Source organism: Marichromatium sp. AB31 (assembly GCF_003718685.1).
In the GTDB taxonomy this organism is placed as follows: Bacteria; Pseudomonadota; Gammaproteobacteria; order Chromatiales; family Chromatiaceae; genus Marichromatium; species Marichromatium gracile.
This window is the reverse complement of sequence record NZ_RHFI01000007.1, coordinates 22,539-48,014: the sequence shown is the minus strand read 5'-3', so window position 1 is coordinate 48,014 and position 25,476 is coordinate 22,539. Positions and strand designations below refer to the sequence as shown.

Annotated in this window: 27 protein-coding genes; 12 read left to right on the top strand and 15 right to left on the bottom strand. The window is 68.0% G+C overall.

The features are described 5' to 3' along the window. Nucleotides 1-8: 8 nt before the first annotated feature. The 8 genes from nusA to EBL84_RS07310 form a co-directional block, all read right to left on the bottom strand. Nucleotides 9-1,505, bottom strand: coding sequence for a transcription termination factor NusA (gene nusA / locus EBL84_RS07345; protein ID WP_123140220.1), 1,497 nt, complete (start codon nucleotides 1,503-1,505; stop codon nucleotides 9-11). Nucleotides 1,506-1,595: 90 nt separating this feature from the next. Then, a complete protein-coding gene (rimP, locus tag EBL84_RS07340) occupies nucleotides 1,596-2,051 on the bottom strand; it encodes a ribosome maturation factor RimP (RefSeq protein WP_123140219.1) in 456 nt (151 codons plus the stop codon). A 297-nt stretch (nucleotides 2,052-2,348) separates the two neighbouring features. Further along, nucleotides 2,349-2,987: a hypothetical protein gene (locus EBL84_RS07335; protein ID WP_132229579.1), complete on the bottom strand. Its 639-nt coding sequence runs from the start codon at nucleotides 2,985-2,987 to the stop codon at nucleotides 2,349-2,351. Nucleotides 2,988-3,146: 159 nt separating this feature from the next. After that, entirely contained in the window at nucleotides 3,147-3,887 is a 741-nt protein-coding gene (locus tag EBL84_RS07330) for an S-methyl-5'-thioinosine phosphorylase (RefSeq protein WP_123140217.1), read from the bottom strand. A 116-nt stretch (nucleotides 3,888-4,003) separates the two neighbouring features. Next, nucleotides 4,004-4,453, bottom strand: a complete 450-nt coding sequence (locus tag EBL84_RS07325; protein WP_123140216.1) for a hemerythrin domain-containing protein — start codon at nucleotides 4,451-4,453, stop codon at nucleotides 4,004-4,006. Between the two features lie 154 nt (nucleotides 4,454-4,607). Continuing rightward, the gene (locus tag EBL84_RS07320) at nucleotides 4,608-5,159 is read right to left on the bottom strand and encodes a hypoxanthine-guanine phosphoribosyltransferase (protein WP_123140215.1); all 552 of its coding nucleotides are present in this window, start codon (nucleotides 5,157-5,159) and stop codon (nucleotides 4,608-4,610) included. After that, entirely contained in the window at nucleotides 5,156-6,235 is a 1,080-nt protein-coding gene (gene nagZ / locus EBL84_RS07315; protein WP_123140214.1) for a beta-N-acetylhexosaminidase, read from the bottom strand. Before nagZ ends, EBL84_RS07320 begins: the two co-directional genes overlap by 4 nt. 423 nt (nucleotides 6,236-6,658) lie before the next feature. Further along, nucleotides 6,659-7,483 carry an ABC transporter permease gene (locus EBL84_RS07310; RefSeq protein ID WP_190287902.1) on the bottom strand — a complete coding sequence of 275 codons (825 nt, stop codon included), beginning with the start codon at nucleotides 7,481-7,483 and terminating at the stop codon, nucleotides 6,659-6,661. Nucleotides 7,484-7,645: 162 nt separating this feature from the next. On the opposite strand from EBL84_RS07310, the gene ftsH reads away from it, so the two are divergent. From ftsH to EBL84_RS07295, 3 genes are all read left to right on the top strand, one after another. Next, nucleotides 7,646-9,574 (top strand): ATP-dependent zinc metalloprotease FtsH, encoded by a 1,929-nt coding sequence (gene ftsH / locus EBL84_RS07305; protein WP_123140212.1) that lies wholly within the window; start codon nucleotides 7,646-7,648, stop codon nucleotides 9,572-9,574. Nucleotides 9,575-9,702: 128 nt separating this feature from the next. Beyond that, complete coding sequence (locus tag EBL84_RS07300) at nucleotides 9,703-10,311, top strand: nucleoside triphosphate pyrophosphatase (RefSeq protein WP_123140211.1); 609 nt, start codon at nucleotides 9,703-9,705, stop codon at nucleotides 10,309-10,311. A 217-nt stretch (nucleotides 10,312-10,528) separates the two neighbouring features. Then, entirely contained in the window at nucleotides 10,529-11,944 is a 1,416-nt protein-coding gene (locus tag EBL84_RS07295) for a lytic transglycosylase domain-containing protein (protein WP_123140210.1), read from the top strand. 27 nt (nucleotides 11,945-11,971) lie between these two features. Here the strand turns inward: EBL84_RS07295 and EBL84_RS07290 are convergent, their stop codons facing one another. Together EBL84_RS07290 and EBL84_RS07285 are read right to left on the bottom strand one after the other, a co-directional pair. Then, nucleotides 11,972-12,199: a BPTI/Kunitz domain-containing protein gene (locus EBL84_RS07290; protein ID WP_223806971.1), complete on the bottom strand. Its 228-nt coding sequence runs from the start codon at nucleotides 12,197-12,199 to the stop codon at nucleotides 11,972-11,974. Nucleotides 12,200-12,344: 145 nt separating this feature from the next. Continuing rightward, nucleotides 12,345-12,764, bottom strand: coding sequence for a rubrerythrin family protein (locus tag EBL84_RS07285; protein WP_123140208.1), 420 nt, complete (start codon nucleotides 12,762-12,764; stop codon nucleotides 12,345-12,347). A 351-nt stretch (nucleotides 12,765-13,115) separates the two neighbouring features. Here EBL84_RS07285 and EBL84_RS07280 point away from each other — a divergent pair, with 351 nt between their 5' ends. Next, nucleotides 13,116-13,925: a metallophosphoesterase gene (locus EBL84_RS07280; RefSeq protein ID WP_123140207.1), complete on the top strand. Its 810-nt coding sequence runs from the start codon at nucleotides 13,116-13,118 to the stop codon at nucleotides 13,923-13,925. Between the two features lie 2 nt (nucleotides 13,926-13,927). Here the strand turns inward: EBL84_RS07280 and EBL84_RS07275 are convergent, their stop codons facing one another. Continuing rightward, complete coding sequence (locus EBL84_RS07275) at nucleotides 13,928-14,224, bottom strand: acylphosphatase (protein WP_123140206.1); 297 nt, start codon at nucleotides 14,222-14,224, stop codon at nucleotides 13,928-13,930. 135 nt (nucleotides 14,225-14,359) lie between these two features. On the opposite strand from EBL84_RS07275, the gene wrbA reads away from it, so the two are divergent. Both wrbA and hda read left to right on the top strand, forming a co-directional pair. Beyond that, a complete protein-coding gene (gene wrbA, locus EBL84_RS07270; protein ID WP_123140298.1) occupies nucleotides 14,360-14,977 on the top strand; it encodes an NAD(P)H:quinone oxidoreductase in 618 nt (205 codons plus the stop codon). Further along, nucleotides 14,974-15,678: a DnaA regulatory inactivator Hda gene (gene hda, locus EBL84_RS07265; protein WP_123140205.1), complete on the top strand. Its 705-nt coding sequence runs from the start codon at nucleotides 14,974-14,976 to the stop codon at nucleotides 15,676-15,678. The genes wrbA and hda overlap by 4 nt, the downstream gene beginning before the upstream one ends. A 7-nt stretch (nucleotides 15,679-15,685) precedes the next feature. Here hda and EBL84_RS07260 read toward each other — a convergent pair whose 3' ends face one another. Beyond that, complete coding sequence (locus EBL84_RS07260; RefSeq protein WP_123140204.1) at nucleotides 15,686-16,243, bottom strand: CDP-alcohol phosphatidyltransferase family protein; 558 nt, start codon at nucleotides 16,241-16,243, stop codon at nucleotides 15,686-15,688. A 238-nt stretch (nucleotides 16,244-16,481) separates the two neighbouring features. Here EBL84_RS07260 and purM point away from each other — a divergent pair, with 238 nt between their 5' ends. Continuing rightward, a complete protein-coding gene (purM, locus tag EBL84_RS07255; protein ID WP_123140203.1) occupies nucleotides 16,482-17,555 on the top strand; it encodes a phosphoribosylformylglycinamidine cyclo-ligase in 1,074 nt (357 codons plus the stop codon). Next, nucleotides 17,548-18,213 (top strand): phosphoribosylglycinamide formyltransferase, encoded by a 666-nt coding sequence (gene purN / locus EBL84_RS07250; protein ID WP_123140202.1) that lies wholly within the window; start codon nucleotides 17,548-17,550, stop codon nucleotides 18,211-18,213. The genes purM and purN overlap by 8 nt, the downstream gene beginning before the upstream one ends. 46 nt (nucleotides 18,214-18,259) lie before the next feature. On the opposite strand, the gene EBL84_RS07245 is transcribed toward purN, so the two are convergent. The 3 genes from EBL84_RS07245 to EBL84_RS07235 all read right to left on the bottom strand — a co-directional run bounded on the left by EBL84_RS07245 (nucleotide 18,260) and on the right by EBL84_RS07235 (nucleotide 21,736). Next, the gene (locus EBL84_RS07245) at nucleotides 18,260-20,791 is read right to left on the bottom strand and encodes an EAL domain-containing protein (protein ID WP_123140201.1); all 2,532 of its coding nucleotides are present in this window, start codon (nucleotides 20,789-20,791) and stop codon (nucleotides 18,260-18,262) included. Nucleotides 20,792-20,957: 166 nt separating this feature from the next. Next, the gene (locus tag EBL84_RS07240) at nucleotides 20,958-21,212 is read right to left on the bottom strand and encodes a DUF6489 family protein (protein WP_123140200.1); all 255 of its coding nucleotides are present in this window, start codon (nucleotides 21,210-21,212) and stop codon (nucleotides 20,958-20,960) included. A gap of 59 nt (nucleotides 21,213-21,271) precedes the next feature. Then, entirely contained in the window at nucleotides 21,272-21,736 is a 465-nt protein-coding gene (locus EBL84_RS07235) for a hypothetical protein (RefSeq protein ID WP_123140199.1), read from the bottom strand. 275 nt (nucleotides 21,737-22,011) lie between these two features. On the opposite strand from EBL84_RS07235, the gene EBL84_RS07230 reads away from it, so the two are divergent. The 4 genes from EBL84_RS07230 (at nucleotide 22,012) to EBL84_RS07215 (ending at nucleotide 25,470) form a co-directional block, all read left to right on the top strand. Beyond that, the gene (locus tag EBL84_RS07230) at nucleotides 22,012-22,326 is read left to right on the top strand and encodes an MTH1187 family thiamine-binding protein (RefSeq protein WP_123140198.1); all 315 of its coding nucleotides are present in this window, start codon (nucleotides 22,012-22,014) and stop codon (nucleotides 22,324-22,326) included. Between the two features lie 76 nt (nucleotides 22,327-22,402). After that, on the top strand, nucleotides 22,403-23,254 hold the full coding sequence (locus EBL84_RS07225) for a metallophosphoesterase (RefSeq protein ID WP_123140197.1): 852 nt from the start codon (nucleotides 22,403-22,405) through the stop codon (nucleotides 23,252-23,254). Nucleotides 23,255-23,333: 79 nt separating this feature from the next. Beyond that, complete coding sequence (gene hslO, locus EBL84_RS07220) at nucleotides 23,334-24,206, top strand: Hsp33 family molecular chaperone HslO (protein ID WP_123140196.1); 873 nt, start codon at nucleotides 23,334-23,336, stop codon at nucleotides 24,204-24,206. A gap of 13 nt (nucleotides 24,207-24,219) precedes the next feature. Beyond that, nucleotides 24,220-25,470, top strand: a complete 1,251-nt coding sequence (locus tag EBL84_RS07215) for a NupC/NupG family nucleoside CNT transporter (protein WP_123140195.1) — start codon at nucleotides 24,220-24,222, stop codon at nucleotides 25,468-25,470. Nucleotides 25,471-25,476: the final 6 nt, after the last annotated feature.

The window sequence follows — 25,476 nt, the reverse complement described above, 5'->3', positions numbered from 1 at the left end:
ATAAACCTCTATTCCTCTGCGGCTTGCACAAACCAGGGTTCGCGTGCCTTCATGATCAAGCGCGCAGCCCGCTCTTCGTCCATGCCCTCGATTTCCATGAGTTCGTCGATCGACTGCTCGGCGAGATCTTCGCGCGAGGAAACACCTCGCGCAGCGAGTGCGTCGGCCAAGGCCTCGTCCACACCCTCCATCTCGAGCAGATCGTCCGCCGGGGCCTCTTCTTCTTCGGAGGCGATGGCGCGTGTCAGCAACAGATCGTTGGCGCGCTCGCGCAGCAGCTCGACTGTCTCGTCGTCGAATTCCTCGATGGCCTGCATCTCGGCGAGGGGCACGTAAGCGACCTCTTCGACACTGGTGAAGCCTTCCTCCACCAGCACCGCGGCCAACTGCTCATCAATGCCCAGTTGGTCCATGAAGGACTGCACCGAGCGGTTGGCCTCCTGCTCGCTCTTGGCTGCGGCATCCGCTTCGTTCATGACGTTGAGTTCCCAGCCGCTGAGCTGCGTGGCCAGTCGGACGTTCTGTCCGAAACGGCCGATCGCCTGGGCCAGGTTCTCTTCCTTGACCGCGACATCCATGCTGCGAGCGTCCTCGTCGATGACGATCGAGACGACATCGGCCGGAGACATGGCATTGATGACGAACTGCGCGGGGTTCTCGTCCCAGAGGATGATATCGACGCGCTCCCCGTTGAGTTCATCAGACACGGCCTGGACACGCGATCCGCGCATCCCGACGCAGGCACCAACCGGATCGATTCGCGGATCGGCGGTACGCACGGCAATCTTGGCGCGCGAGCCGGGATCGCGCGCCGCCCCCATGATCTGGATCAGACCCTCACCGACCTCGGGCACCTCGAGCTTGAACAGCTCGATCAGCAGCTCCGGCGCGGTGCGGCTGACGAACAGCTGCGGCCCCTTGGGCTCGGAGCGCACGTCATAGAGATAGCCACGCAGCCGGTCGCCGGGGCGCACCGACTCGCGTGGAATCACCTGATCGCGCGGCACCAGCGCCTCGGCGTTGTTGCCGAGATCGAGCAGGATGGTGCCACGATCGGCCTTCTTGACGATGCCGGTGACGAGCTGTCCCTTGCGATCGATGAAGGCGTCGACGATCTTCGCCCGCTCGGCCTCGCGCACCTTCTGCACGATGACCTGCTTGGCGGTCTGGGCGGCGATCCGTCCGAACAGCTCGGACTCGATCTCCTCCTCGATGAAATCGCCGAGATCGAGCTCGGGCTCGAGCACGGCTGCGGCCGACGCGGTGATCTGGCGCGCCGGGGCCTCGAGCATGCCGTCCTCGGGATCGGGGACGATCTCCCAGCGGCGGAAGGTGCAATAGTCGCCGGTCTTGCGATCGATGGCGACACGCACATCGATCTCGCCGCCGTGCTTCTTGCGCGTTGCAGACGCCAGCGCAGCCTCGATGGCCTCGAAGATGACACCTGCGGGGACGTCCTTTTCGTTGGAAACGGCCTCAACGACCAGTAGGATCTCTTTGCTCATTCAACCTAATCCGAACTCAGAACTTGCACCCCATACCCGACGGGCCGCGGCGCGTTGAGAGTACGCCCGGCGGCCACGACGGCGCCATGCTCACCAATCGACCACCAGGCGCGACGATTCGATCACACCATAGGGAATCTGCCAGACCTCGCCATCGACCTCGATCGAGACCTGCACATCGTCGCTGCCGACCAGCACGCCCTGCAGCCTGCGCCGCCCCTGGACCTTCTCGGCCAGGCGCATCTTCACCTGCTGGCCGACGAAGCGCGCATAGTGCTCGGGGAATACCAGCGGTCGCTCGACACCTGGGGAGGAGATCTCGAGGTCGTACTGACCGGGCAAGGGATCCTCGACATCGAGCACACCGCTGAGCTGATGGCTCACGCTGGTGCAGTCGTCGAGGGTGATCCCGTCGGGATGGTCGATATAGACCCGCAGGGTCGCGTTCGTTCCGTGCTGGAAGAACTCGACCCCGACGAGCTCGTAACCCATGGGTTCGACGACGCGACGCGCAAGGCGCGTCAATGTGCTGTCTGCCGGCTGCATAATCCGCCCTTCAGAAACAAAAATTGGGCCAGTGGCCCAACCTCTTGCGGTGACCCAAGCACCCATCGCACGGGCTTGTCACCAATTCGCGAGCGATAAAAAAACCCCGTAGACGGGGTTTGATGGGTGGCCAGTGCAATGGTTACCAGATCCGCCACTTCCTTAAGCGCTGAAAGTTTATAGTAACTTATTGAGTTAAGCAAGGAGCGCATCCCGCCCCGACGCGCCCGCCACGGCGGTACAAGGAGGCGCCGCCGCCCCGGCGAGCGGGGCCTGCCGACGGCGCCTCGGGGGCGGTTAGCGCACCTCGCCCGCAGCCACCGGCGGCGCATAGCCGAAGGGCGGCATCAGCGGCGGCGCATGAGGCATCGGCGGGTGCGGCCAGGCCACCGGACGCTGCGCCCAACGCTGTTGCATACGCTCCATGCGCGCCTGCGCCAGACGCTGCATGGCGGCATGATGCGCGGCCAGGCGCGCCTGATGCGCCGCAAACGGATCGTGCGGCACGACCGGGGCCTGGGCTGCGACCGGCGAGGGCGCCGGCTGCGCCGCAGCCTCGGCGGGCTCGGGCGCGGAGGCGCCAGCCGCATCCTCGACCACCTCGGCAGCGACCTCGGGCGCGGCGGCAACCGGCGCGACTGCGGGCTCGGCCTCGGACTCGGCCTCGGGTGCGGCCGGCACCACTGCCACTGGCTCGGCGGCGGCGACCTCGGGCGAGGACGGGCTCGGCACCGCCTCCGATTGCGTCGCGGGCATGGTCGAATCGGCCCGCTGTGGCGCGGGCACGGCGGCCTCATCGGCGGCGGCGAGTTCGCGTTTCTCCTGCTCCAGCGAATCCCAGTAGAGATAGCCGAAGGCGAGCACGCTCCCCCACAGGAAGAGCCTCGGGAACCAACGAATCACGGAACGGGACTTGGGCTTTTCTTCAGCGGCCATCTGAGTACTCCATGGTGAGATGGTCGGGACGAACCCCTGGCTCGCCCCGGGGCGCGACATGCGCCGCCGCCTCGGCGTGCGACGACGCCGGGAGGGCTCCGACAAAAACACGTCACCGTGCCGCGACCGCCGCAACGACGACCAGGCCCGGGGACCGAATCAGCCGTGGCCGGCCAGCTCGGTGAGGATCTCGATGATGCGCCCCGAGCAGACCTCGAGGTTGCGCTCGATCTCGGCCATGGTGATCTCGCCCTCGCCCTTCCCCGCGGCCCAGTTGACCACGAAGGCAAGCGTGGCGTAGCACAACCCCAGTTCGCGCGCGAGCGCCGCCTCGGGCATGCCGGTCATGCCGACCAGATCGCAACCGTCACGCTCGAGCCGCGTCACCTCGGCGGTGGTCTCGAGACGCGGTCCCTGGGTGGCGGCATAGGTACCGCCGTCGACCACCGCGTGACCGAGCCGCGCACAGGCACCCAGCAGCTCACCACGCAGCGACTGGCAATAGGGCTCGGTCATGTCGACGTGATCGACCCCCTGCTCGTCTCCGGTGAAGAAGGTGTGCTCGCGACCGTGGGTGTAGTCGATGATCTGATCCGGCACCCCCAGTACCGCCGGGCCATAGCGCTCGGTGATACCACCGACGGCGGCCAGGGCGACCACCCGCTCGGCGCCGCACTCTCGCAGCGCCCAGACATTGGCGCGGTAGTTGACGCGATGCGGCGGCAACCGATGCCCGGCGCCATGGCGCGGCAGGAACAGCACCTCGGTCTCGCCGAGCCGCCCCCGGGTCACCGGGGCCGAGGTTTCGCCATAAGGGGTCTCGACGCGCCGCGCCTCACGCGCTTGCAGCGCCGGCAGTTCGGAGAACCCGGAACCGCCGATGATAGCCAGAACAGTCATGCAGCCACCGCCACTTCTCAAAATGGCGGCAGTTTACCGAAGTGTGCGCGGGAATCCAAAGGGCGGAGATCGGCAGTCGGCACCGAGCGCACGCGCGCTTGCCACGGCGTGCGGGATCAGCGCCCCGCGGCGGCCTCCTGCAGGATACCGGCCTCGACCAGCTTGGGCAGCAACACCTGCTCTTCGCGATCGATCCGGGCCGAAACCATCTCCAGGATTTCATGAGTTTGTGCGAGAAAGGTCTCGCAGAACTCGAAGTCGCAGTCCTTCAGCCAGCGCTTGTGGTAGGCACTGAAGGCCTGACGCAGCGGCTTCTCGCCGCTGATGAAGCCCCAGGCGATCGACTTCGCCCGCGGGTCCTCATGGATCAGCAGCCCCGGGTAGAGGCTGCGATCCTCCTCGGCGAGATGCGCGCGCACCCGCTGACCGAAGTCGCACAGCAGCTGGTGAGCGGTCCGCGCGTTGGGGCGGATCCGCAACAGTTCGGGAGCGAGCAGTGCGCGCAGATCGTCGATCATCTGGCGCAGTTCCGCGTGCGAATCGCGGTAGGTGTCGAGCGTTTGCATGTCATCCTCGAGGTTGATCGGTCGCTGGGACGCAGCAAGCAAGGGCTGCCGCCACGCCTCCCGCGAGGATGTATAACAGATCGCGGAAATAGTCAAAAAGCGCTTAATTATATTGTGTTTTTCGACCATTCCCGCGGTACGGGGCGAGCCGCGCTCAGATGTCCTCGTCGGCGACCGCGTAGATGCCCCGGGCATTGCGAAAATAGTTCTTGTAGTCGAGCCCATAGCCGTAGAGATAGCGATCGACCACCTCGACACCGACGATATCGGCCTCACACTGGTGCGGACGCTGCTTGGCCACCAGCACCGCGCTCTGCACGCTCGCCGCGCCGTCCTCGTGACAGGCCCGCACCACCTGATCGAGGGTGATGCCCTCGTCGAGGATGTCGTCGACCACCAGCACGTGCTCGTCACGGATCGCGTCCGAGGGACGATGGCGCCAGGCCAGCTCGCCACCGCTGGTCGCCCCCTGGTAGCGACTGGCGTGGATGTAGTTGACCCGCAGCGGGAAGTCGAGCCGGGGCAGCAACAGCCCGGCGGTGATCACCGCGCCGGTCATCACGCAGAGGATCACCGGATCCTTGTCGCCGAGACGCTCGGTGATGGTCTCCGCCATGCGATCGAGCGCCGTCTCCATCTCCTCGTGCGACACCAGGCACTCGGCGCGCGCGGCGACACCCTCATACTGACTACGATCAAGCTTCATCCTACATTGGTCTCCGAATCTGTCGGGTCATCGAGCCCGAGATCGAGACTGTGGTGGGTCTCGAGTCGGGCGGCGTGGTCGACCGCGCGCTGCCAGTCGGGGCACTCGCGCAGATGCAATCGGTCATGGCCGCCACGCCCGTGCATGCGCACCAGGCGCAGCGCCAGGGCGGGGTCCGTGGCATCGGCGAAGCACTCCACGAGTGCGGCCGCGGCGGGGCGATTGTTGCAAATCAACAGCACGTCGCAACCTGCAGCGTGCGCGGCACGGGCGCGATCGAGATGATCGCCACCGGCGGCAGCGGCCCCCATGTTGAGATCGTCGCTGAAGATCACCCCCTCGAAACCGAGCCGCTGACGCAGGATCTCACCGAGCCAGCGCGGCGAGAAACCGGCCGGCTCGGGCGCCACCTGCGGATAGACGACGTGCGCTGGCATCAGCGCCTCGATGCCGTGCGCGATCAACCGCTCGAAGGGCACCAGATCCTCCATCGCCAGCTCGCCGAAGGGGCGCGGATCGCTCGGCAGGGCATGATGGGAGTCGACCGCCACCCCGCCGTGACCGGGGAAGTGCTTGCCGACGGCGGCCATGCCCGCGCGACGCATCCCCTCGGCCCAGGCCAGCGCCAGCTCGGCGACCTGCTCGGGCGCGGCACCGAAGGCGCGATCACCCACGACCGCACAGAGCCCACGATCGAGATCGAGCACCGGGGCGAAGCTGAAGTCGACGCCGACGGCGCGCAGCTCGGCGGCCATCAGCCAACCGAGTCGGTCACAGAGTTCACGGGCGCGGGCGGGATCGCGAGCATGGAGCGCGGCAAAGCGCCCCATCGCCGGCAGCCGGGTGAAGCCGTCGCGAAAGCGCTGCACGCGCCCCCCTTCCTGATCGACGCCGATCAGCAGACGTGGCTCGCGCAGGGCATGGATCTCGGCAGTGAGTGCGGCGAGCTGCGCGGGGTCGGCATAGTTGCGGGCGAACAGGATCACGCCACCGACGGCCGGGTGGCGCAACAGCTCGCGGTCCTCGGCGGTGAGCCTGGTGCCCGCGATGTCGAGCATGATCGGGCCTAGCGACATGGGGCGGTCATCCTGCTGCGGCTGCGGTCGGGGTCCGGCGCTGACCGGACCGGTCTGAATGGCCGTCTTTTTAACACAGCGCCGGTGGGGGAGCTACCAGCGACCAGCGACCAGCGACCAGCGACCAGCGACCAGCGACCAGCGACCAGCGACCGGAAGATTGAACCGCCAAGTCGCGAAGGGCGCCAAGGGGTTTAATGATCAGACCTCACGACGCGCTCTCCACTGGAGGCTGATGGCTGGCCACTGGAGGCCAAGCCTTCCTCTTCCTTCGCGATCTTCGCGGCTTTGCGGTTCACATCAGCTTCCAGCGATCAGCATCCAGCCTCCAGCCTCCAGTCGGGGAGGCTGGTGTGCACGGTCGGGGGTTGACGGGAAAGACGGTATCTTTGCGATTCAGTCCGTCACGTACGGTTCAATCCTTCACGTGACATCCCGAGCGCGCGTCCGCACATCGAGCCGATCACGCAGCCAGTCACCGACCAGGTTGACGGCGAGGGTCACGGCGAACAGCGCCACGCCGGGGGCGATCACCAGATGCGGGGCGACCAGTAGATAGGACACGCCATCGCGCAACATGCTGCCCCAGGAGGCATCGGGCGGCTGGATGCCGAGCCCGAGGAAGGAGAGCCCGGCCTCGGCGACGATCGCCGCGGCGATGCCGAAGGTGGCCTCGACCAGCAGCGGCGCGAGCGCCAGCGGCAACAGATGGCGCCAGAGGATGCGCCAGGTACCGCAGCCGAGGGCGCGCGCGGCGAGGACGTGCTCGCGCCCGGCCAGGGTCAGCGCCTGGGCACGCGCCAGCCGCGCATAGCCGACCCAGCCGACCACGGTCAGCGCGATCACCAGGTTGTCGAGCCCGGGGCCGAGCAGACCGGCCAAGGCAATCGCCAGCAGGATCCCCGGAAAGGCGAGGAACAGATCGATCAGCCTGACCACCAACCGGTCCACCCAGCCGCCGAGCAGCCCGGCGACGAGCCCGACCAGGGTGCCGAGACTCGCGGCGAAGGCCACCACCCCGACCCCGACCAGCAGCGAGACCCGCGCACCGACCAGCAGTCGCTCGTGAACCAGGCGCCCCAGATCATCGGTCCCGAGCGGCGCCCCCGGCATCGGCCCGGCGAGCATCGCCCTGAGCTCGACCCGATTCGGCGCCTCGACCAGCCAGGGCGCGAACAGCGCTGCACCGCACCAGACCAGCAACACCACGACCGCCAGACGCACCCCATCCCCCTCCTCATCCCTCATCCCCGTCCGGGAACCCCGACGCCTATGGTAGGCTCTGACCACGGTACGGGCCGAGCGCCCGAGGCGCGTTGGATTTCGGCTCCATGCCCCGATCTAACCGGACAACGGCCCGGCATCGGGCATCGCGCACGCTGTATTTGGTCAACGAGGACGAAGGCTCGCATGAACCCAAGAAACTTCCACATCCTGCTCTGGATCGCGGTCACCCTGTGGCTGGTGATGATGCTCAACGGCATGACCTCGCCGGAAGGCATCGAGACCCGCAACCTGAGTTACAGCGAGTTCCTGAGCGAACTGAACGAGGGCGCGGTGCGCGAGGTGACCATCCAGGATCAGACCATCCAGGGCACGCGAACCGATGGCTCACGCTTCGAGACCTATGACCCCAACGACCCCGGCCTGATCGGCGACCTGCTCAACCAGGGTGTGGCCATCCGCGCCGAGCCACCCGAGCAACCGAGCGTGCTGATGCAAGTGATTGCCGCCTGGCTGCCCTTCATGTTGCTGATCGGCATCTGGTTCTGGTTCATGCGACGCAACAGCGGTGGTGGCGTCGGTGGCGGCGGCGGGATCTTCAACTTCGGCAAGAGCCGCGCGCGCCAGCACGCCGAGGGCGAGGTCAAGGTGACGCTGCGCGATGTCGCCGGCGTCGAGGAGGCCAAGGAAGAGGTCGGCGAGCTGGTCGACTTCCTCAAGAGCCCGCAGAAGTTCTCCAACCTCGGCGGTCGCATCCCGCGCGGCGTGCTCATGGTCGGCCCCCCCGGCACCGGCAAGACGTTGCTCGCACGCGCCATCGCCGGCGAGGCGCGGGTGCCCTTCTTCAGCATCTCCGGCTCGGACTTCGTCGAGATGTTCGTCGGCGTCGGCGCCTCGCGGGTGCGTGACCTCTTCGAGCAGGCCAAGAAGAGTGCCCCCTGCATCATCTTCATCGACGAGATCGACGCCGTCGGACGCAAGCGTGGCGCCGGGCTCGGCGGTGGACACGACGAGCGCGAGCAGACCCTCAACCAGCTGCTCGTCGAGATGGACGGCTTCGCCGGCACCGAGGGCGTCATCGTCATCGCCGCAACCAACCGCGCCGACGTCCTCGATCCGGCGCTGCTGCGCCCGGGACGCTTCGACCGCCAGGTGGTGGTCGGCCTGCCCGACCTCTCCGGTCGCGCCGCCATCCTCGAGGTGCACCTGCGCAAGGTGCCGGTGGCCGACGACATCGACGCGCGCACCATCGCCCGCGGCACCCCCGGCTTCTCCGGCGCCGACCTCGCCAATCTGGTCAACGAGGCGGCGTTGTTCGCCGCGCGCCGCAACAAGGCGCGTGTCGACATGGAGGACATGGAGCAGGCCAAGGACAAGATCATGATGGGCGCCGAACGTCGCTCGATGGTGATGTCCGAGTCGGAGAAGAAGCTCACCGCCTACCACGAGGCCGGACATGCCATCGTCGGTCGGCTGGTACCCGAGCACGACCCCGTCCACAAGGTCAGCATCATCCCGCGTGGACGCGCCCTCGGCGTCACCCTGTTCCTGCCCGAGCGCGACCGCTACAGCATGAGCAAGCGCCAGCTCGAGAGCCAGATCTCGAGCCTGTTCGGCGGACGCATCGCCGAGGAGATGATCTTCGGCCCCGAGCACGTCACCACCGGCGCCTCCAACGACATCGAACGCGCCACCGACATCGCCCGCAACATGGTCACCCGCTTCGGCCTGTCGGATGCCATGGGACCGCTGGCCTACGCCGAGGACGAGAGCGAGGTCTTCCTCGGTCGCTCGGTCACCCAGCAGCGCAACGTCTCCCCGGAGACGGCGCAGGCGATCGACCAGGCGGTGCGTCAGATCATCGACCGCAACTACCAGCGCTCGCGCCAGCTCCTCGATGACAACCTCGACAAGCTGCACGCGATGGCCGAGGCACTGCTGAAGTTCGAGACCATCGACAAGGCGCAGATCGACGACATCATGTCGGGACGCACCATGCGCGAACCCGACGACGATGTCGGCGGCACCCCGACGGCCGGCGGCGACGGCCCTGCCCCGGCCCCCAAGGGCAACACCCCGCCGTCGATCGTCGGCGGCCCGGTCGGCGAGGTCTGATCCGACCCGGCACGCCCCACCGGGCGTGTCGACCCGAACCGGGCGCCGCGAGACGATCGCGGCGCCCGGTGACCGGGTGATAGCATCGCGCTCCTGCACCCAATCCTCTGCCGGAGCACGCATCCATCATGTCCCAACCCAAGCTCATCCTCGCCTCCACCTCACCCTTCCGCCGCGCCCTGCTGGAGCGTCTCGGACTCGCCTTCGCCACCGCCGCCCCCGAGGTCGACGAACGCCCCCTCCCCGACGAGCCCGCCCAGGCCCTGGTGATGCGTCTGGCCGAGGCCAAGGCCCGCGCCGTCGCCGCCGCTCACCCCGAGGCGCTGATCATCGGCTCGGATCAGGTCGCGAGCATCGACGGCCAGATCCTCGGCAAGCCCGGCGGCCACGAGGCGGCGATCGCACAGCTCAGCCTCTGCGCCGGGCGCGCCGTCACCTTCCAGACCGGTCTCTGTCTGCTCGATGCCGCCAGCGGCCGCGCCCAGACCCTGGTCGAACCCTTCCGGGTCCATATGCGCGCGCTCACCGAGGCGCAGATCGCCGGCTATGTCGCGCGCGAGCGTCCCTTCTCCAGCGCCGGCAGCTTCAAGTCAGAGGGGCTTGGCATCGCCCTGTTCGAGCGGCTCGAGGGCGAGGACCCCAACGCGCTGATCGGACTGCCGCTGATCCGGCTGGTGACCCTGCTGCAGGACCATGGCATCGATCCACTGACCCAGGGCACACAACCGCTCGACTGAACCGCCGAGCGCGCTCCTCTCCCGCGGGCCGAGGCGCACGCACCACCGACCTGTCCGGCACCTTCGAAATTAGGGGGTTTTGCCGATTGCACCTGATGCGACTCCCGGGCGAGACTTTAGGCTTGCACCATGCGCTCCAGGGTACTGGACGCCGTCTCTCCCCTCCCCGACGACGGGCCCGTCCGCGGGCCTTCGATGACCACAGGAGCCGCCGACCATGCGACCCGATGCCGCTCGCCGTTGCCGCCCGCGCTGGACGCTGGGCGCACTCATCCTCGCCCTGCTCGCGCTCTCCGGCTGCGCCACCACCGGGCAGCACGGTCACTATGGCTCGGAGACCTTTCCGGTCCCCGAGGAGATCGCCGACAACGTCGACTTCTGGCGTCATGTCTATGGGATCTGGCGACGCGACCAGGTGGTGTTCCACGACGACCGGCACCTGGGGGTGATCTACGAGGTCGCCACCCTGCCCGGCGCCAGCGCCGAGTCCTACACCCAGGCCCAGCGCGACTGGATCGCCGCGCGCAAGCGTCATCATGCCGATCGAGTGCGCGCGCTCGAGGCGGCGCTGCGCGAGCAGCGCTCGCTGGCACGCGCCGATCGCCAGCTGCTCGCGCAGTTCGAGGAGGCCGCTGGTCGCGAGGCGGTGTTCGGGGCCGATGAGCGGGTACGCTCGCAGCGCGGACTGCGCGAGCGCTTCAAGCGCGGGGTCGAGATCAGCGGGCGCTACGACCAGATCTTCCGCGAGATCATGCAGGCCCACGGCGTGCCCGAGGACCTGGCCTATCTGCCGCACGTCGAGTCCTCCTTTCAGACCCACGCCCGCTCGAGCGTCGGCGCCGGCGGGGTGTGGCAGTTCATGCCCGCCACCGGACGCTTGTTCATGACCGTCGACCGTCACGTCGACGAGCGCTTCGACCCCATCCTCGCCGCCGACGGCGCCGCGCGCTATCTCGCCCAGGCCCAGCGCAAGCTCGGCAGTTGGCCGCTGGCGATCACCTCCTACAACCACGGCCAGGGCGGCATGGCCAAGGCCAAGGCCAGATATGGCGATGACATCGGTCGGATCGTCGAGGAGTACGACGGTCGCTACTTCGGCTTTGCCTCGCGTAACTTCTACGCCGAGTTCGTCGCCGCGCGCGAGGTCGCCATGCATGCCAGGCGCTACTTCCCCGAGGGCCTGGCCTACGAACAGCCCTGGCGTCACGACCGCCTGGTGCTGCGTCACAGCCTGCCGCTGACCCGCCTGGCCAGCCATTACACGGTCTCACCGAGCCAGCTCGCCTCACTCAACCTGCACTGGCGCAAGCGACTGGTCTCGGGCAGCCGCCCGATCCCGGCCGGCACCACCGTGTGGCTGCCCGCGGGCAGCCTGAAGCGCATCGCCAGCCACCCGCCGGCGATCCCGGTGGTGGTCTCGCGCACCCCGCCGACGCCTCCCCGGATGGCCAGCACGCAGCGCGCCGAGTCGAAACCCCAGACGCGCTATCACGTCGTGCAGCCGAACGAGACCCTCTACCGCGTAGCACTGGAAAACGGTCTCACCGTCTCCCAGCTCCGTGCACTCAACCAGCTCGCGCCGGACGACAACGAGATCCATCCCGGACAACGACTGCGCATCGGCGGGATCTAGCGGCGAGCCCAGGTCGCACGCGCGGCATCAGGGTTCACAGAAGGAGCGACACTCGGCCAGGGTCTCGAACGGGACCCGACCGTCGCAGCCACCATAGCGGAAGGGCTTGCAGCGATTGTCGCGATAGTCGTAGAAGAAGCGCGTCTGGGCCGCGCGACAGGGACCGGGATCGGGCTTGGCGAGACAGCCAACGGGGAGTTCCTTGTTGGTGTCGATACTCGGCTGACTGGCGCAACCGGCAAGCAGCGCTGCCATCAGCAGCAACGACAACGCAGATCGGCGGCGCCCCGTGGAATGGTGTGGGTGCATCGTTGAGACTCCTTCACGCACCGCTCGATTGCCTGCGATGCCGGAAGGATTGTAACCACAGAGACGACCCACTGCCGAACCCGGCACCCGCTCAGGGCTCGAGGTGGGCGAGCACCTGACGAAAGCGGTTGATGTGGGTACGCTCGGCCTGGGCCAGGGTCTCGAACCAGTCGGCGATCTCGTCAAAGCCCTCGTCACGCGCCAGCCGCGCCATCCGTGGATACATCTCGGTGGACTCGACCTGTTCCCCGGCGATGGAGGCGCGGAGGTTGTCGACGGTCGTCCCGATCGGTAATCCGGTGACCGGATCACCGACCGGCTCGAGATACTCCAGATGGCCGAGCGCATGACCGGTTTCGCCTTCCGCGGCCGAGCGAAACAGCATGGCGATCTCGCCATAGCCCTCGATATCGGCCTTGGCGGCAAAGTACAGATAGCGACGATTGGCCTGGGACTCGGCGATGAAGGCCTGGATCAGGCTCTGCTCGGTCTTGCTGCCCTTGAGTTGCATCTGATCTCCACGACGCTGTAGCGATTCTGCTGCGGTGCAACTCAGATTGGAGGATGGGCAATGGAAAGTTAAAATCGATTATTTCGATAAAAAAGATCGGCAAAAATGATAAATCACCCGATCCCGATGCTGAGCGCCAGCTCGCAGCTCTTCAGCCTCATGCTTGCGAGCCAGTGAGCACACTGCTAAGACTGCCATACTCGGACACACGAAGGATCGGCCAGCGTCCCGCGACATCCAGCGACACACCACCAGCCGGCGAGCCACACTGCCCCACCTGCTCCCGACCCGCTGGCGCGCCGCCCCCAGCCACCTCCTATCTTGGCCCCTCGCCGTACCGGACACCCGCTCATGCAGCCATCGCCCCAGGTCCCCGCACAGCCGCTTCGGCTCCTGCACCTCTCAGACCCTCACCTCTATGATCAGGCAGAGGGCAGACTGCTCGGCATGCGCACCCGCCACAGCTTCGAGGCGGTGCTCGAGCGCGCGCTGGCCAGCGCCCCGGCCGACGCCCTGCTGATCACCGGCGACCTGGCGCACGACGAGGCCGCCGGCGGCTATCGACTGTTGCGAGACCGGCTCGAGCAGACCCGATTGCCCTGTTACTGCGTCGCCGGCAACCACGATCACTGGCCACTGGCGCACGAGATCCTCGGCCATTTCGCACCACCCTCGGGCAGCATCGTCGCGCTCGGCAACTGGCGTCTGGCGCTGCTCGACTCGAGCCTGCCCGGTGAGGTCCGCGGACACGTCGAACCGGCCCAGCTCAGCGCGCTCGGCGCCTGGCTGGAGACCAACCAAGCGCCGACCCTGGTCTGCCTTCATCATCACCCGGTCGCCGTCGGCAGCGCCTGGATCGACAGCCTCGGGGTCGACAACGGCGAGGCCCTGGTCACACTCTGCGCCGACCACCCCCAGGTGCGCGCGATCCTCTTCGGGCACGTCCATCAGGCCTTTGCCCAGCACATCGGACGGCTCGAACTGCTCGCCGCCCCGGCCACCAGCGTCCAGTTCCTCAAGCAGAGTCGCGGATTTGCCCTCGACACACGACCGCCGGGCTACCGCGAGCTCCTGCTGCATGGCAACGGTCACATCGAGACCCGCGTGATCAGGCTCAACGATTACCCCGAACACCCCGATCTCGAGGCCAGCGGCTACTGACCTCAGCCGATCACGAAGCCGTGATAGCCGCCTTCCTCGAGCGGCTCGCAAACGACCGTCTCGACACGTGCCGCAGGCGGCCCCTGGTGCAGCCAGTCACGCAACCGCTCCACCGCGCCCGCCTCACCACAGCACACCACTTCGACCCGACCATCGGGCAGATTGCGCGCATAGCCGCTCACCCCCAGGCGATCGGCCTGCTCACGGGTCGCACCACGAAACCACACCCCCTGCACCCGCCCCGCAACCAGACAGCGACAACACCGCCGCGCCCCGCCAGACACCCGCATCCCGTTCATCTCGCTCCCCCGTTCTGCCAATACGACGACATGCCGTGCGGGTTGCGAACACAGCCGCACGGGACCATTCTCCACCAAGTGCAGCGCGCCGGGCGGCGCGCCCGTATCGCCGACAACGACAAGGAGTGCGAACAGATGTCCTTCATCCTGGTGTTGTACTACAGCCGTCACGGGGCCACCGCGGAGATGGCGCGACAGATCGCGCGCGGGGTCGAGCAGGCCGGCCTGGAGGCGCGACTGCGAACCGTTCCGGCGGTCTCCAGCGACTGCGAGGCGAGCGCACCACCGATCCCCGACTCGGGACCGCCCTATGTCACCCATGACGACCTGCGCGGGTGTGCCGGACTCGCGCTCGGCTCACCCACGCGTTTCGGCAACATGGCCGCGGCACTCAAGTATTTTCTCGACGGCACCAGCGGGCTGTGGCTCTCGGGGGCGCTCGCCGGCAAGCCCGCCGGGGTCTTCACCTCCACCTCCAGCCTGCATGGCGGCCAGGAGAGCACCCTGCTGAGCATGATGCTGCCATTGCTGCACCACGGCATGCTGCTGCTCGGGCTCCCCTACAGCGCCGAGGACCTGCTCCACACCCGCAGCGGCGGGACCCCCTACGGCCCCTCGCATCTCGCCGGCCCGGACAGCGACCTGGCGGTGAGCGAGGAAGAGCAGCGGCTCTGTCAGGCACTCGGACAGCGGCTGGCGCAGACCGCGCGCAGCCTCGAGCCGAGCGGCAACCAGGGACCGATCTCGTCTTGACCCAGCCGAGTCCGCAACTGCACCTGCCGGTCGCGCTGACACGCGAGCCGACACTGACCGAATACCTGCCCGGCCCCAACGCCGAGGCGGTGGCCGCCATCGCCGCGCTGAGCGGCACGGCGGGCGAGCCTCTGGTGTTTCTTCACGGCGCCAGCGGCACCGGCAAGACGCACCTGCTCCAGGCGGCCTGTCTCGAAGCGAGCGCGCATCGCCTCCAGGCGCACTATCTCCCGCTCAAGACCCCGGGGCTGACGCCGTCGCTGCTCGACGACCTCGAGCAACTCGACCTGATCGCCATCGACGACATCGATGCCGTCACCAGGGATGGCGACTGGGAGCAGGCGCTGTTCGATCTCTACAACCGTCTGCGCGAGCGTGGCCGGCAACTGCTCGTCGCCGCGCGCCAGCCACCGGAGCGGCTGACACTCGACCGCGCCGATCTGCGCTCACGTCTGCAATGGGGACCCTGCTATCGACTGCTCGCACTGACCGATCGCGACTGCGAGCAACTGCTCAGCACCTCGGCCGCGCAGCGCGGTCTGCGGCTCGGGCCGGCGCTGGTGCGCTACATCATGCACTATCACGCCCGCGACCCCGAGTCACTGCTCGCGCTGATCGAACGAATCGACGCGGCCAGCCTGCGCGAACAGCGCCAGCCGACCATCCCGATGGTGCGACGGGTCCTGCACGATGCGCCCTGAGCCCGGGTCAGTCGTGATGCGCGCCACGCACCGCAGCCTTGCGCCCCCACACCCAGACATACTGGGCGCCACTGACCAGCACCGTGGCCAGACAGCCCCAGACCAACGACTGGATCAACAGCTCGGGCAGCGGGAAGGGACCGGCATCCATGATCACCAGCACCACCAGCAGGATCTGCAGCAGGGTGTTGAGCTTGCTCGCCGGCAAGGGCGCCGCCTCTACGGTCTCGACGCGATAGTTGTAGAGCACCGCGCCGACCACGATCAGCAGATCGCGGAACACCACCGCGACCACCAGCCACACCGGAATGGCGCCGAGCGATCCCAGCACCAGGAAGCAGCACACCAGCAGCGCCTTGTCGGCGAGCGGGTCGAGGATGCCGCCGAGCCGGGTCTGCCAGCCGTAATGCTTGGCCAGGAAACCGTCGAGCCCGTCGGAGATCCCGGCGAAGGCGAACAGCGCCAGCGCCCAGCCGAACTCGCCGATGAGCAGCAGATAGACGACCGGCGCCACCGCCACCAGCCGCATCACACTGATGATATTGGGAAGATCTCTGAGCTTCACCTGTCTGTCCTGACCCTGATCGCAACCAACTGAAACACCGAAAGGTCGCGCCAGACCACTGATTTTGAAGGGCTTTCGCGAACAGCCCAACGCGCCCCATGCCACGCTCCGGGACACCGCGGAGGACACCGCCCCGCCCGGGCGGCTCGCATCCTACCCGAGCCCCGGAGACTCTCCAAGTTATACCGGGCGCTGACGGTATACAATCGCGCCCTGGCACACTCAACGGAGCCCCAGCGTGACGCAGGATCCCACTCAAAACCCCTCCCCTTCGCTCAATTACCGTGACGCCGGTGTCGACATCGACGCCGGGGCCGAACTCGTCGAGCGCATCAAGCCGCTCGCCGCGCGCACCAGCCGTCCCGGCGTGGTCACCGGTCTCGGCGGTTTCGGCGCACTCTTCGAGCTGCCGCTCGGTCAGTACCGCGAGCCGGTCCTGGTCTCGGGTACCGACGGTGTCGGTACCAAGCTGCGCCTGGCCATCGAGCTCGATCGTCATGACGGCATCGGCATCGACCTGGTGGCGATGTGCGCCAACGACATCCTGGTCAGCGGCGCCGAGCCGCTGTTCTTCCTCGACTACTACGCCACCGCCAAGCTCGACGTCGAGGTTGCCAGCACCGTGGTCGGCGGCATCGCCCGCGGCTGCGAGCTGGCCGGCTGCGCCCTCACCGGCGGCGAGACGGCGGAGATGCCCGGCATGTACGGCGCCGGCGACTACGATCTCGCCGGCTTCTGCGTCGGCATCGCCGAGAAATCCGAGCTGATCCTCCCCGAGCGGGTGCGTCCCGGCGACGTGCTCATCGGCCTCGCCTCCTCCGGGCCGCACTCCAACGGCTACTCGCTGATCCGCAAGGTCATCGAGGTCAGCGGCGTCGATCTCCAGGCGCCGTTCGACGAGGCCACGCTCGCCGAGCGACTGATGGCGCCGACGCGCATCTACATCCCCGCGATCCTGCCGCTGATCCGTACCCTGCGGGTGCACGCGCTCTCGCACATCACCGGCGGCGGTCTCACCGAGAACCTGCCGCGGGTGCTGCCCGAGGACACCCGCGCGGTGATCGATCTCGACGCCTGGCAGCGTCCGGCGGTGTTCGACTGGCTGCAGCAGGCCGGCGGGATCAGTGAGCAGGAGATGCTGCGCACCTTCAACTGCGGCATTGGCATGATCGTCTGCGTCGCCGCCGAGGACCACGACGAGACCATGGCGCTGCTCGCCAACGCCGGCGAACAGGCCTGGACCATCGGTCGCATCGAGCAGGCCGAAGGCGCGCCGGAGGTGCACTACGAGGGCACGCGGACCGATGGGTGAGGCGCAGCAAGCACTCCCGGTGGTGGTGCTGATCTCCGGTGGCGGGAGCAATCTGCAGGCGCTGATCGACGGCCAGGCGCGCGGTGAGCTGCCGATCCGCATCGTCGCGGTGATCAGCAACCGCGCCGATGCGGGCGGACTCGAACGCGCCCGGCGCCATGGCATCGCCACCGCAGTGCTCGATCATCGCGACTATGCCGAGCGCGCCGACTACGATGCCGCGCTCACCGGGTTGATCGCGGATTACGATCCCGGACTGGTGGTGCTCGCCGGCTTCATGCGCATCCTCACCCCGGCGTTCGTCGCCGCACACCGCGGGCGGCTGCTCAACATCCACCCCTCACTGCTGCCGAAGTATCGTGGGCTGCACACCCACCAGCGCGCGCTCGACGCCGGTGAGCGCGAGCACGGCGCCAGCGTCCACTTCGTCACCGCCGAACTCGACGGCGGCCCGGTGGTGCTGCAGGCGCGCGTCGCCGTCGAGGCGGACGACGATGCCGAGCGCCTCGCGGCACGGGTGCTGAAGCAGGAGCACATCATCTATCCGACGGTGGTGCGCTGGTTCGCGCAGGGACGGCTCAGGCTCGATGATCAGGACCAGGCCCGGCTCGACGACGTGCCGCTGTCCGGGCCGCGCATCATCGACGCCGCCGGCTGAACCTCTCGCCCCGGCGCTCCCGACCAGGGGCGCCGGGACGTCCCCCTCAGGAGCGCTTGCCGTCGACCAGGGCGCGCTGGAAGCAATCGAGCTTGGCGAGGATCTGGCGCTTCATCCCGATCAGCTCCATGCACTGCAGCCGCGCCGCCTCCCACTGACCATTGACACGCAACCGCAGGATCTCGGTGGAGACCTCGTGCATGCGCGCATGGATACGCTCGATCTCGGCATACTCGGGCAGCTCGCCATAGCGGTCACGGCCGACGCCGGCCAGCCAGACGCCGAAACGTCGACGACACTGCTCGGCCTGATCCTCGAGCGGCAGCGCCGAGACATCGGCATCGAGCGCACCGATCACCTGACGGACCCACTTGACGTGATCGTACTGCGCCAGCAACAGCGGCAGGTCGAAGCGCTCGCCCTGTCCGCCGCGCCCCAGCAGCCAGCGCGGATCCGGCTCGAACCCCTTGAGCCAGTCGAGCATCGAGTCGGCCGGCATCGGTCGGGCGATGGCGTACCCTTGGGCATGATCGCAGCCGATGCGCATCAGCATCACGCCGTGTTCCGGGGTCTCGACGCCCTCGGCGATGACCTCCTTGCCGAACACGCTGGCCAGCCCGATCACCCCCTCGATGATCGCCAGATCCTCCTGGTCGTCGAGCATGTCGCGCACGAATGAGCGGTCGACCTTGAGGGTCTCGGCCGGGAGCTGCTTGAGATAGTTGAGCGAGGAATAACCGGTCCCGAAATCATCGAGCGCGAAACGCACCCCCATCGCCTGACAGGCGGCGATCACCGCGCGCATCGCCTCGACGTCCTCGAGCGCGACGCTCTCGAGGATCTCGAGCTCGAGCCGTTCGGGCGCCACCCCGGGGTATTCGGCCAGGATCGCCTGCAACCGCGCCACGAAGTCGATGTGCTGGAAATGGCGGGTGGCGATGTTGACACTGACGTTGAGCTCGTGACCCTTCTGCGACCACTCGGCGAGTTGCGCCAGCGCCTCGTGCAGCACCCACTCGCCGATGTCGACGATCAGCGAACTCTGCTCGACCAGCGGCAGGAACTCGGCCGGGGCGAGGATGCCGCGTTCCGGGTGCTGCCAGCGGATCAGCGCCTCGACCCCGATCACCTTGCCGGTGCGCATGTTGACCTTGGGCTGATAGAACAGGCGCAGCTCGCCGTGCTGCAAGGCGCGGCGCATCCGCTCGAGTTCCTGATGATGATGCTGGACGTTGGCCGCCGCCTCCATGTCGAAGAGCTGGTAGCGGTTGCGACCGAGCTGCTTGGCCTGGTACATGGCCTGGTCGGCATGGCGCAGCAGGGTGTCGGGATCGGCGTCGTCGAAGGGATAGAGGGTGACCCCGATGCTCGCCGAGACGTCGAGCGGGATACCGTCGATCTCGAAGGGCGCATCGATGGTCTTGAGGGTGCGCTCGAGCACCAGATCCAGCTCATCGGTGTTGCGCAGCTCGGTGATCAGGAGCACGAACTCGTCCCCCCCGAGTCGGGCGACGGTATCGCCACCGCGCACCGTGCGCACCAGTCGCTTGGCGATCTCGACGAGGAAGCGATCCCCGGCGTCGTGCCCGTGATGATCGTTGACCAGCTTGAAGTCGTCGAGATCGAGGAAACAGATGGCCACCAGCCGGTCGCGCCGCTTGGCGTTGGCCAGCGCCTGATGCAACCGATCGCTGAGCAGCACCCGGTTGGGCAGGCTGGTGAGGGCGTCGTAGTTGGCCAGGCTCTCGAGCCGGCGCTGGGCATCCTTGAGATCGGTGATGTCGGAGAACATGCCGACATAGTGGGTCAGGGTGCCCTCGGCGTCCTTCACCGCGTTGACCCGCAGCATCTCGGGATAGACCTCGCCCGATCGGCGTCGATTCCAGATCTCGCCGCTCCACTGACCGAACTCACGCAGCCGATGCCACATCTCCTGATAGAACTGGTCGTCCTGCAGCCCCGACTTGAGCAGCGCCGGGGTGCGGCCGAGCACCTCCTCGCGGGGATAACCGGTCACGCGGGTGAAGGCGGCGTTGACGTCGAGGATGCGCGAGCTGGTATCGGTGATGACGATCCCTTCCTGCGAGTTCTCGAACACGCTGGCATTGAGCTGCAACGCCGTCTGCGCACGCTGGCGCTCGGTGAGGTCGCGCAGCGTCTCGACCACCGCGACCAGCCGCCCCTCGGCGTCGCGAATGGGACCGGCATCGAGTCCGAGATAGCGCTCGGTGTGCAGCAACGGCATGTCGCACCAGCCCTCGACATGGGCCGCACCGGACGCGTCGAGCCCCTCGCCGACGGCCAGGTCGTAGCGATCCCTGAGCTCATCGAGTCGCCCCTGTATCAACAGGTCGGCGAGACAGGGCTTGGGGGCACGGTAGAAGGCGCGCCAGTGCTCGGCAGTGCCGATCACCTCGGCGGCGCGCATCCCGGTGAGCCGCTCGCAGGCCGCATTCCAGATCACCACCCGGCAATCGGCATCGAGCACGAAGGCCGGCACCACCAGCTGGTTGACCAGCGCGATGGCGAAGTCCTGGTCCAGTGCGATGGCTTCTCGAGGGTCGCGGCGAGGGTTCACGCCTCAGACTCCCACGACAGGATGGGCCCGATAGCGGGCGAGTCGGCGGCAATGATGCATCGGGCGATCAAGGGCGTTGCTGGTCCCGCTCGTAACAGGACGGAGGTTGGGCAATCGACATGCCAGCCATTATAGGATCAACGCCCTCTTCCGACATCAGCGCGCCTTAGTCGTCGGCCTCGGACGAGCGCCGCTCGGCGCTTGCCACCCCCCCCATCATGCGGTGGAACATCTCCCAGGAGGCGAGCGTACTGTTCATGTAGGGCTGGAACAGCTTGAGCGGCTCGTAGCCCTCGGCGCCCTCGCTGATGCGCGCGCCGATCTCGTCGAGCAGCTGGCGCTGGAAGGCCTCCACATCGGGCAGGCCGAACAGCTTGCGCATCTCCTCCGGGGTCATCTCGACATCGACCTTGATCTTCATCTCGGCGGACCTCCTCGCGGCGGTGGCTTGGATCGCGACGCCGTACGTCGCGATCGGCGTCAGTGACGGCTTGCACGCGGCACCGAGGGTGCCGCCGGCGCCGGTTCATCGATCACCACACCCGGCCGGGTACGGCGCCCGAACAAGACACAGGCGCGCTCGAAGGCGCGGCGGGCCTCGCGGGCGTTCCACTCCCACTCAGAGGGGTGGGCGGTGGCCGGGAGCTGCCAGTGACCGGTGATCAGCACCGGATCGATACGGATCTCGAGCGTCCAGTCATGCCAAACGGTATCGGGCTGCTCGTCCTCGACGAACTCCTGCTCGACCAGACGACAATAGTTGCCGACGCGGTCATCGGTGGCGATCAGCTCGGAGACCACCAGGGCATTGTCGATACAACTCTGCCAGCCGGTATGGACGGCGCTGGCCGAGCCCATCAGGGCATGGAAGAGCATGGCGGGCGAGAGGGTGAGCGACAAGGGGGTATCCAGATCGGGATCCCCGACGGTATCTTCTAAGGGCATGCGTTTCTCGGAGCAACGGGCCACCATGCCAGCGACGGCGACCCCACAGGGTGTTCGGAGCGCACTGCGGACTCCGGGGCCCGATGGTCGTGCGAGGCACGCCGAGTGGCAGCGGAGCGCCGGATCGAGATCGACGCGCAAGCGGTGGCAAGGCTGATGCCGACAGCGCGTCACGACCCGACCAGTGGCGGAGATGTCTAGTCTAAGTCGCCGCGCGCGCGGGCGGCAAATCGCGTGCATGCCCGATCATTCCCAAGACCACACTGGAGACCCCGATGTCCGTGCTTCTCGAACTGACCATCTTCCCGCTCGATCAGGGAGGCAGCGGGGTCAGCCGCTTCGTCGCCCCCGTGGTCGCGATGGTCCGCGACAGCGGCTACCCCCACCAACTCGGCCCCATGGGGACCGTGGTCGAGACCGAGACCCTGCCCGAGGCGCTGGCGCTGATCGAGCGCGCCCAGGCGATCCTCGACGCGATGGGCTGCGAGCGCGTCTATGCGGTGGCCAAGTTCGATATGCGCAAGCGCGCCGAGGGCCGGCTCGCGGGCAAGATCGCCTCGGTCGAGCATCGGCTCGGCGCCCCTGAGTGAGCGGCTTGGCACTGGCCGAGCGCGGCGCTTACCGGTATGGTTGGCGCACCGCACGACAGCCGCACTCGACAGCCCGATGAAGGTCGCGATCTTTTCCGACGTCCAGGCCAACCTCCCGGCCATGGAGGTCGCCGTCGCCCGCATCCTCGACTGGTCGCCGGACCTGGTGATCATGGATGGCGACCTGGTCAATCGCGGCCCCAGCAGCCTCGAATGCCTGCAACTGTTCGAGCGTCTGCGCCGTGAGCACGGCTGGCTGCCGGTGCGCGGCAACCACGAGACCTGGATGCTGCGCTGCCAGCGCGAGGCCCCGCGCGACGCGCTCGACGCGCGCATGCGCGCGTTCGCCGACTGGACGCTGCACCAGATCGCCCCGGCGCTGGAGACGCTCAACCAGTGGCCGGACCATCTGTGCTTCCATGCCGGCAGCGAGACGAGCTGGGTGCACGTCACCCACGGCACCATGCGCGGCAACCGCCACGGCGTCACCGCCGCGCTCCCCGACGAGACGCTACGCGACGGCGCCCTGCCCGAGGGCGTGGCGCTGTTCGTCACCGCCCACACCCACCGCCCGCTCACCCGGGTGCTCGACGGGTTGCCGATCCTCAACGTCGGCTCGGTCGGCTCGCCCTTCGACGGCGACCCGCGCGGCAGCTACGCCCTGCTCGAATTCCATCAGGGGCGCTGGCAGTGGGAGATCGTGCGCTTCGACTACGATCGCGAGCGCGCCCGCCGGACCTTTCTCGACTCCGGCTTCATCGAACAGGGCGGACCGCTCGCGCACATCCTCTACGAGGAGTGGCACCGCGCCCAGCTGCTGATGCCGCAATGGCGCGAGCGTTTCGAGACCGAGGTGCTCTCCGGGACACTCGCGCTCGAGACCGCCGTGGACAGTTTCCTCGCCGAGCTCGACACACCACCGGATTGAATCCCGGGTGCCCGGTGCCAGCCGGGACCCACCCCACGATCAGCGCCGGGCGAATCCGCCCGGCGACCAGGACCTATCGATGAGTGATACCGACAGCCTCCACCGTTTTCTCTTCGAACAGACCGACATCCGCGGCAATCTGGTGCATCTCGACGCCAGCTGGCGCGCGGTACTCGATGCCCACGACTACCCCGAGCCGGTACGCGGCCTGCTCGGCGAGGCGCTGGCGGCGGTCTCGCTGCTCGCCGCCACCCTCAAGTTCGACGGCGCGCTGATCCTCCAGGCCCAGGGCGACGGCCCGCTGCGCACCCTGGTCGCCCAGGCCACCAGCGCACGCACGGTGCGCGGGCTGGCGCGCTGGGATGGCGAGCTCGACCCCGAGGCCCCGCTCGCCGAGCTGTTCGGCACCGCCCGTCTGGTACTCACCATCGAACCGCGCACCGGCGAGCCCTATCAAGGCATCGTCGCGCTCCAGGGCGAGCGCCTGGCCGATGCCATGGAGCACTTCTTCAGCGGCTCCGAGCAGCTGCCGACCCGACTCTGGCTCGATGCCGACGGCGAGCGCGCCGCAGGCATGCTGCTGCAGCGCCTGCCCGGCGCAGACCGCGCTGCCGAGGACTGGTCGCGGGTGGGCATGCTCGCCAACACCCTGACCCGCGAGGAGCTGCTCGCGCTGCCCGCCGAGCAACTCCTCTACCGGCTGTTCAACGAGGAGCCGGTGCGACTCTTCGAGCCCGACCCGATCGCTTTTCGCTGCGGCTGCTCGCGCGCGCGCATCGAGCAGACCGTCAAGCTGCTCGGCGCCGAGGAGATCGAGTCGATCCTCGCCGAGCGCGACGGGCTCGAGGTGACCTGCGAGTTCTGCAACCGCACCTATCGCTTCGATCCGGTCGACGCCCGCCAGCTGCTCGCCGAGGACAGCCACCACAGCTCGCCGCCGACCCAGCACTGAGCCGGGACCTGCCATGCTGACCAGTCTCCAGCCGCTGCTCGGGCTCGTCGTCATCCTCGCGCTGGCCTGGTCGGTCAGCGAGTCGCGTCGCGCAGTCCGCCCGCGCCTGGTGCTCGTGGGGCTGGGCCTGCAGCTGCTGCTCGCCCTGGCGCTCCTCAAGCTCGCCCCGGTCCAGCAGGGCTTTCTCGCCCTCAACGATCTGGTGCTCGCGCTCGAGCGCGCCACCGAGGCCGGCACCGCGCTGGTGTTCGGCTATCTCGGCGGTGGCGCCGCACCCTTCGCCACCCAGTACCCGGAGAACGGCTTCGTCCTCGCCTTCCGCGCCCTGCCGCTGATCCTGGTGATCAGCGCGCTCTCGGCGCTGCTGTTCCACTGGCGGGTGCTGCCGTTGCTGGTACGCGGCTTCGCCTGGGTGCTCGAGCGCACCCTCGGCAGCGGTGGCGCGCTGGGGCTCGGCGCGGCGGCCAACGTCTTCGTCGGCATGACCGAGGCGCCGCTGCTGATCCGCCCCTATCTGCGCGAGATGTCGCGATCGGCGCTGTTCGCGCTGATGACCTGCGGCATGGCCACCATCGCCGGCACGGTGATGGTGCTCTACGCGAGCTTCCTCGCCACGGCGATCCCCGAGGCCATGGGTCACATCCTCACCGCCTCGCTGATCAGCGCCCCGGCGGCGCTGGTGATCGCCGGGGTGATGATCCCGGAGACGGCGCGCGAGACCGCCGAGACCCGTGCCCCGTTGCTCAGCGAGGCGCACGGGGCGATGGACGCCATCACCCGCGGCACCCTGCAGGCGATCCCGCTGTGGCTCAATATCATCGCCATGCTGGTGGTGATGGTCGCCCTGGTGAGCCTGGTCAACCAGGCCCTCGGGCTGTTGCCAGAGATCGCCGGCGCGCCGCTGAGCGCCCAGCGCGTGCTCGGCTGGCTGATGGCCCCGGCGGCCTGGCTGATCGGCATCCCCTGGTCCGAGGCCCCCGCCGCCGGCGCCCTGCTCGGGGTCAAGACGGTCCTCAACGAGCTGGTGGCCTATCTCGATCTGGCGGCGCTGCCGCCCGAGACGCTCAGCCCACGCAGCCGGCTGATCATGACCTATGCGCTGTGCGGCTTCGCCAACCTCGGCAGCCTCGGCATCATGATCGGCGCGCTCGGCACCCTGGCCCCGGAACGACGCGCCGAGATCGTCGCCCTCGGCCCACGCACCATCGTCTCCGGCACCCTGGCCACGCTGATGACCGGGGCGGTGGTGGCATTGGTGATCTGAGCCGCC

Coding starts and splice junctions, on each gene's coding strand:
- EBL84_RS07310 (WP_190287902.1), bottom strand. CDS start 7,483: ATGAGGGATGAGGAGGGGGATGGGGTGCGTCTGGCGGTCGTGGTGTTG.
- EBL84_RS07290 (WP_223806971.1), bottom strand. CDS start 12,199: ATGGCAGCGCTGCTTGCCGGTTGCGCCAGTCAGCCGAGTATCGACACC.
- EBL84_RS07240 (WP_123140200.1), bottom strand. CDS start 21,212: ATGAAGATCAAGGTCGATGTCGAGATGACCCCGGAGGAGATGCGCAAG.
- ftsH (WP_123140212.1), top strand. CDS start 7,646: ATGAACCCAAGAAACTTCCACATCCTGCTCTGGATCGCGGTCACCCTG.
- EBL84_RS07275 (WP_123140206.1), bottom strand. CDS start 14,224: ATGAACGGGATGCGGGTGTCTGGCGGGGCGCGGCGGTGTTGTCGCTGT.
- EBL84_RS07280 (WP_123140207.1), top strand. CDS start 13,116: ATGCAGCCATCGCCCCAGGTCCCCGCACAGCCGCTTCGGCTCCTGCAC.
- rimP (WP_123140219.1), bottom strand. CDS start 2,051: ATGCAGCCGGCAGACAGCACATTGACGCGCCTTGCGCGTCGCGTCGTC.
- nagZ (WP_123140214.1), bottom strand. CDS start 6,235: ATGTCGCTAGGCCCGATCATGCTCGACATCGCGGGCACCAGGCTCACC.
- EBL84_RS07285 (WP_123140208.1), bottom strand. CDS start 12,764: ATGCAACTCAAGGGCAGCAAGACCGAGCAGAGCCTGATCCAGGCCTTC.
- EBL84_RS07325 (WP_123140216.1), bottom strand. CDS start 4,453: ATGCAAACGCTCGACACCTACCGCGATTCGCACGCGGAACTGCGCCAG.
- wrbA (WP_123140298.1), top strand. CDS start 14,360: ATGTCCTTCATCCTGGTGTTGTACTACAGCCGTCACGGGGCCACCGCG.
- EBL84_RS07230 (WP_123140198.1), top strand. CDS start 22,012: ATGTCCGTGCTTCTCGAACTGACCATCTTCCCGCTCGATCAGGGAGGC.
- EBL84_RS07335 (WP_132229579.1), bottom strand. CDS start 2,987: ATGGCCGCTGAAGAAAAGCCCAAGTCCCGTTCCGTGATTCGTTGGTTC.
- purN (WP_123140202.1), top strand. CDS start 17,548: ATGGGTGAGGCGCAGCAAGCACTCCCGGTGGTGGTGCTGATCTCCGGT.
- EBL84_RS07215 (WP_123140195.1), top strand. CDS start 24,220: ATGCTGACCAGTCTCCAGCCGCTGCTCGGGCTCGTCGTCATCCTCGCG.
- EBL84_RS07320 (WP_123140215.1), bottom strand. CDS start 5,159: ATGAAGCTTGATCGTAGTCAGTATGAGGGTGTCGCCGCGCGCGCCGAG.
- EBL84_RS07235 (WP_123140199.1), bottom strand. CDS start 21,736: ATGCCCTTAGAAGATACCGTCGGGGATCCCGATCTGGATACCCCCTTG.
- EBL84_RS07225 (WP_123140197.1), top strand. CDS start 22,403: ATGAAGGTCGCGATCTTTTCCGACGTCCAGGCCAACCTCCCGGCCATG.
- hslO (WP_123140196.1), top strand. CDS start 23,334: ATGAGTGATACCGACAGCCTCCACCGTTTTCTCTTCGAACAGACCGAC.
- EBL84_RS07330 (WP_123140217.1), bottom strand. CDS start 3,887: ATGACTGTTCTGGCTATCATCGGCGGTTCCGGGTTCTCCGAACTGCCG.
- EBL84_RS07300 (WP_123140211.1), top strand. CDS start 9,703: ATGTCCCAACCCAAGCTCATCCTCGCCTCCACCTCACCCTTCCGCCGC.
- nusA (WP_123140220.1), bottom strand. CDS start 1,505: ATGAGCAAAGAGATCCTACTGGTCGTTGAGGCCGTTTCCAACGAAAAG.
- EBL84_RS07295 (WP_123140210.1), top strand. CDS start 10,529: ATGCGACCCGATGCCGCTCGCCGTTGCCGCCCGCGCTGGACGCTGGGC.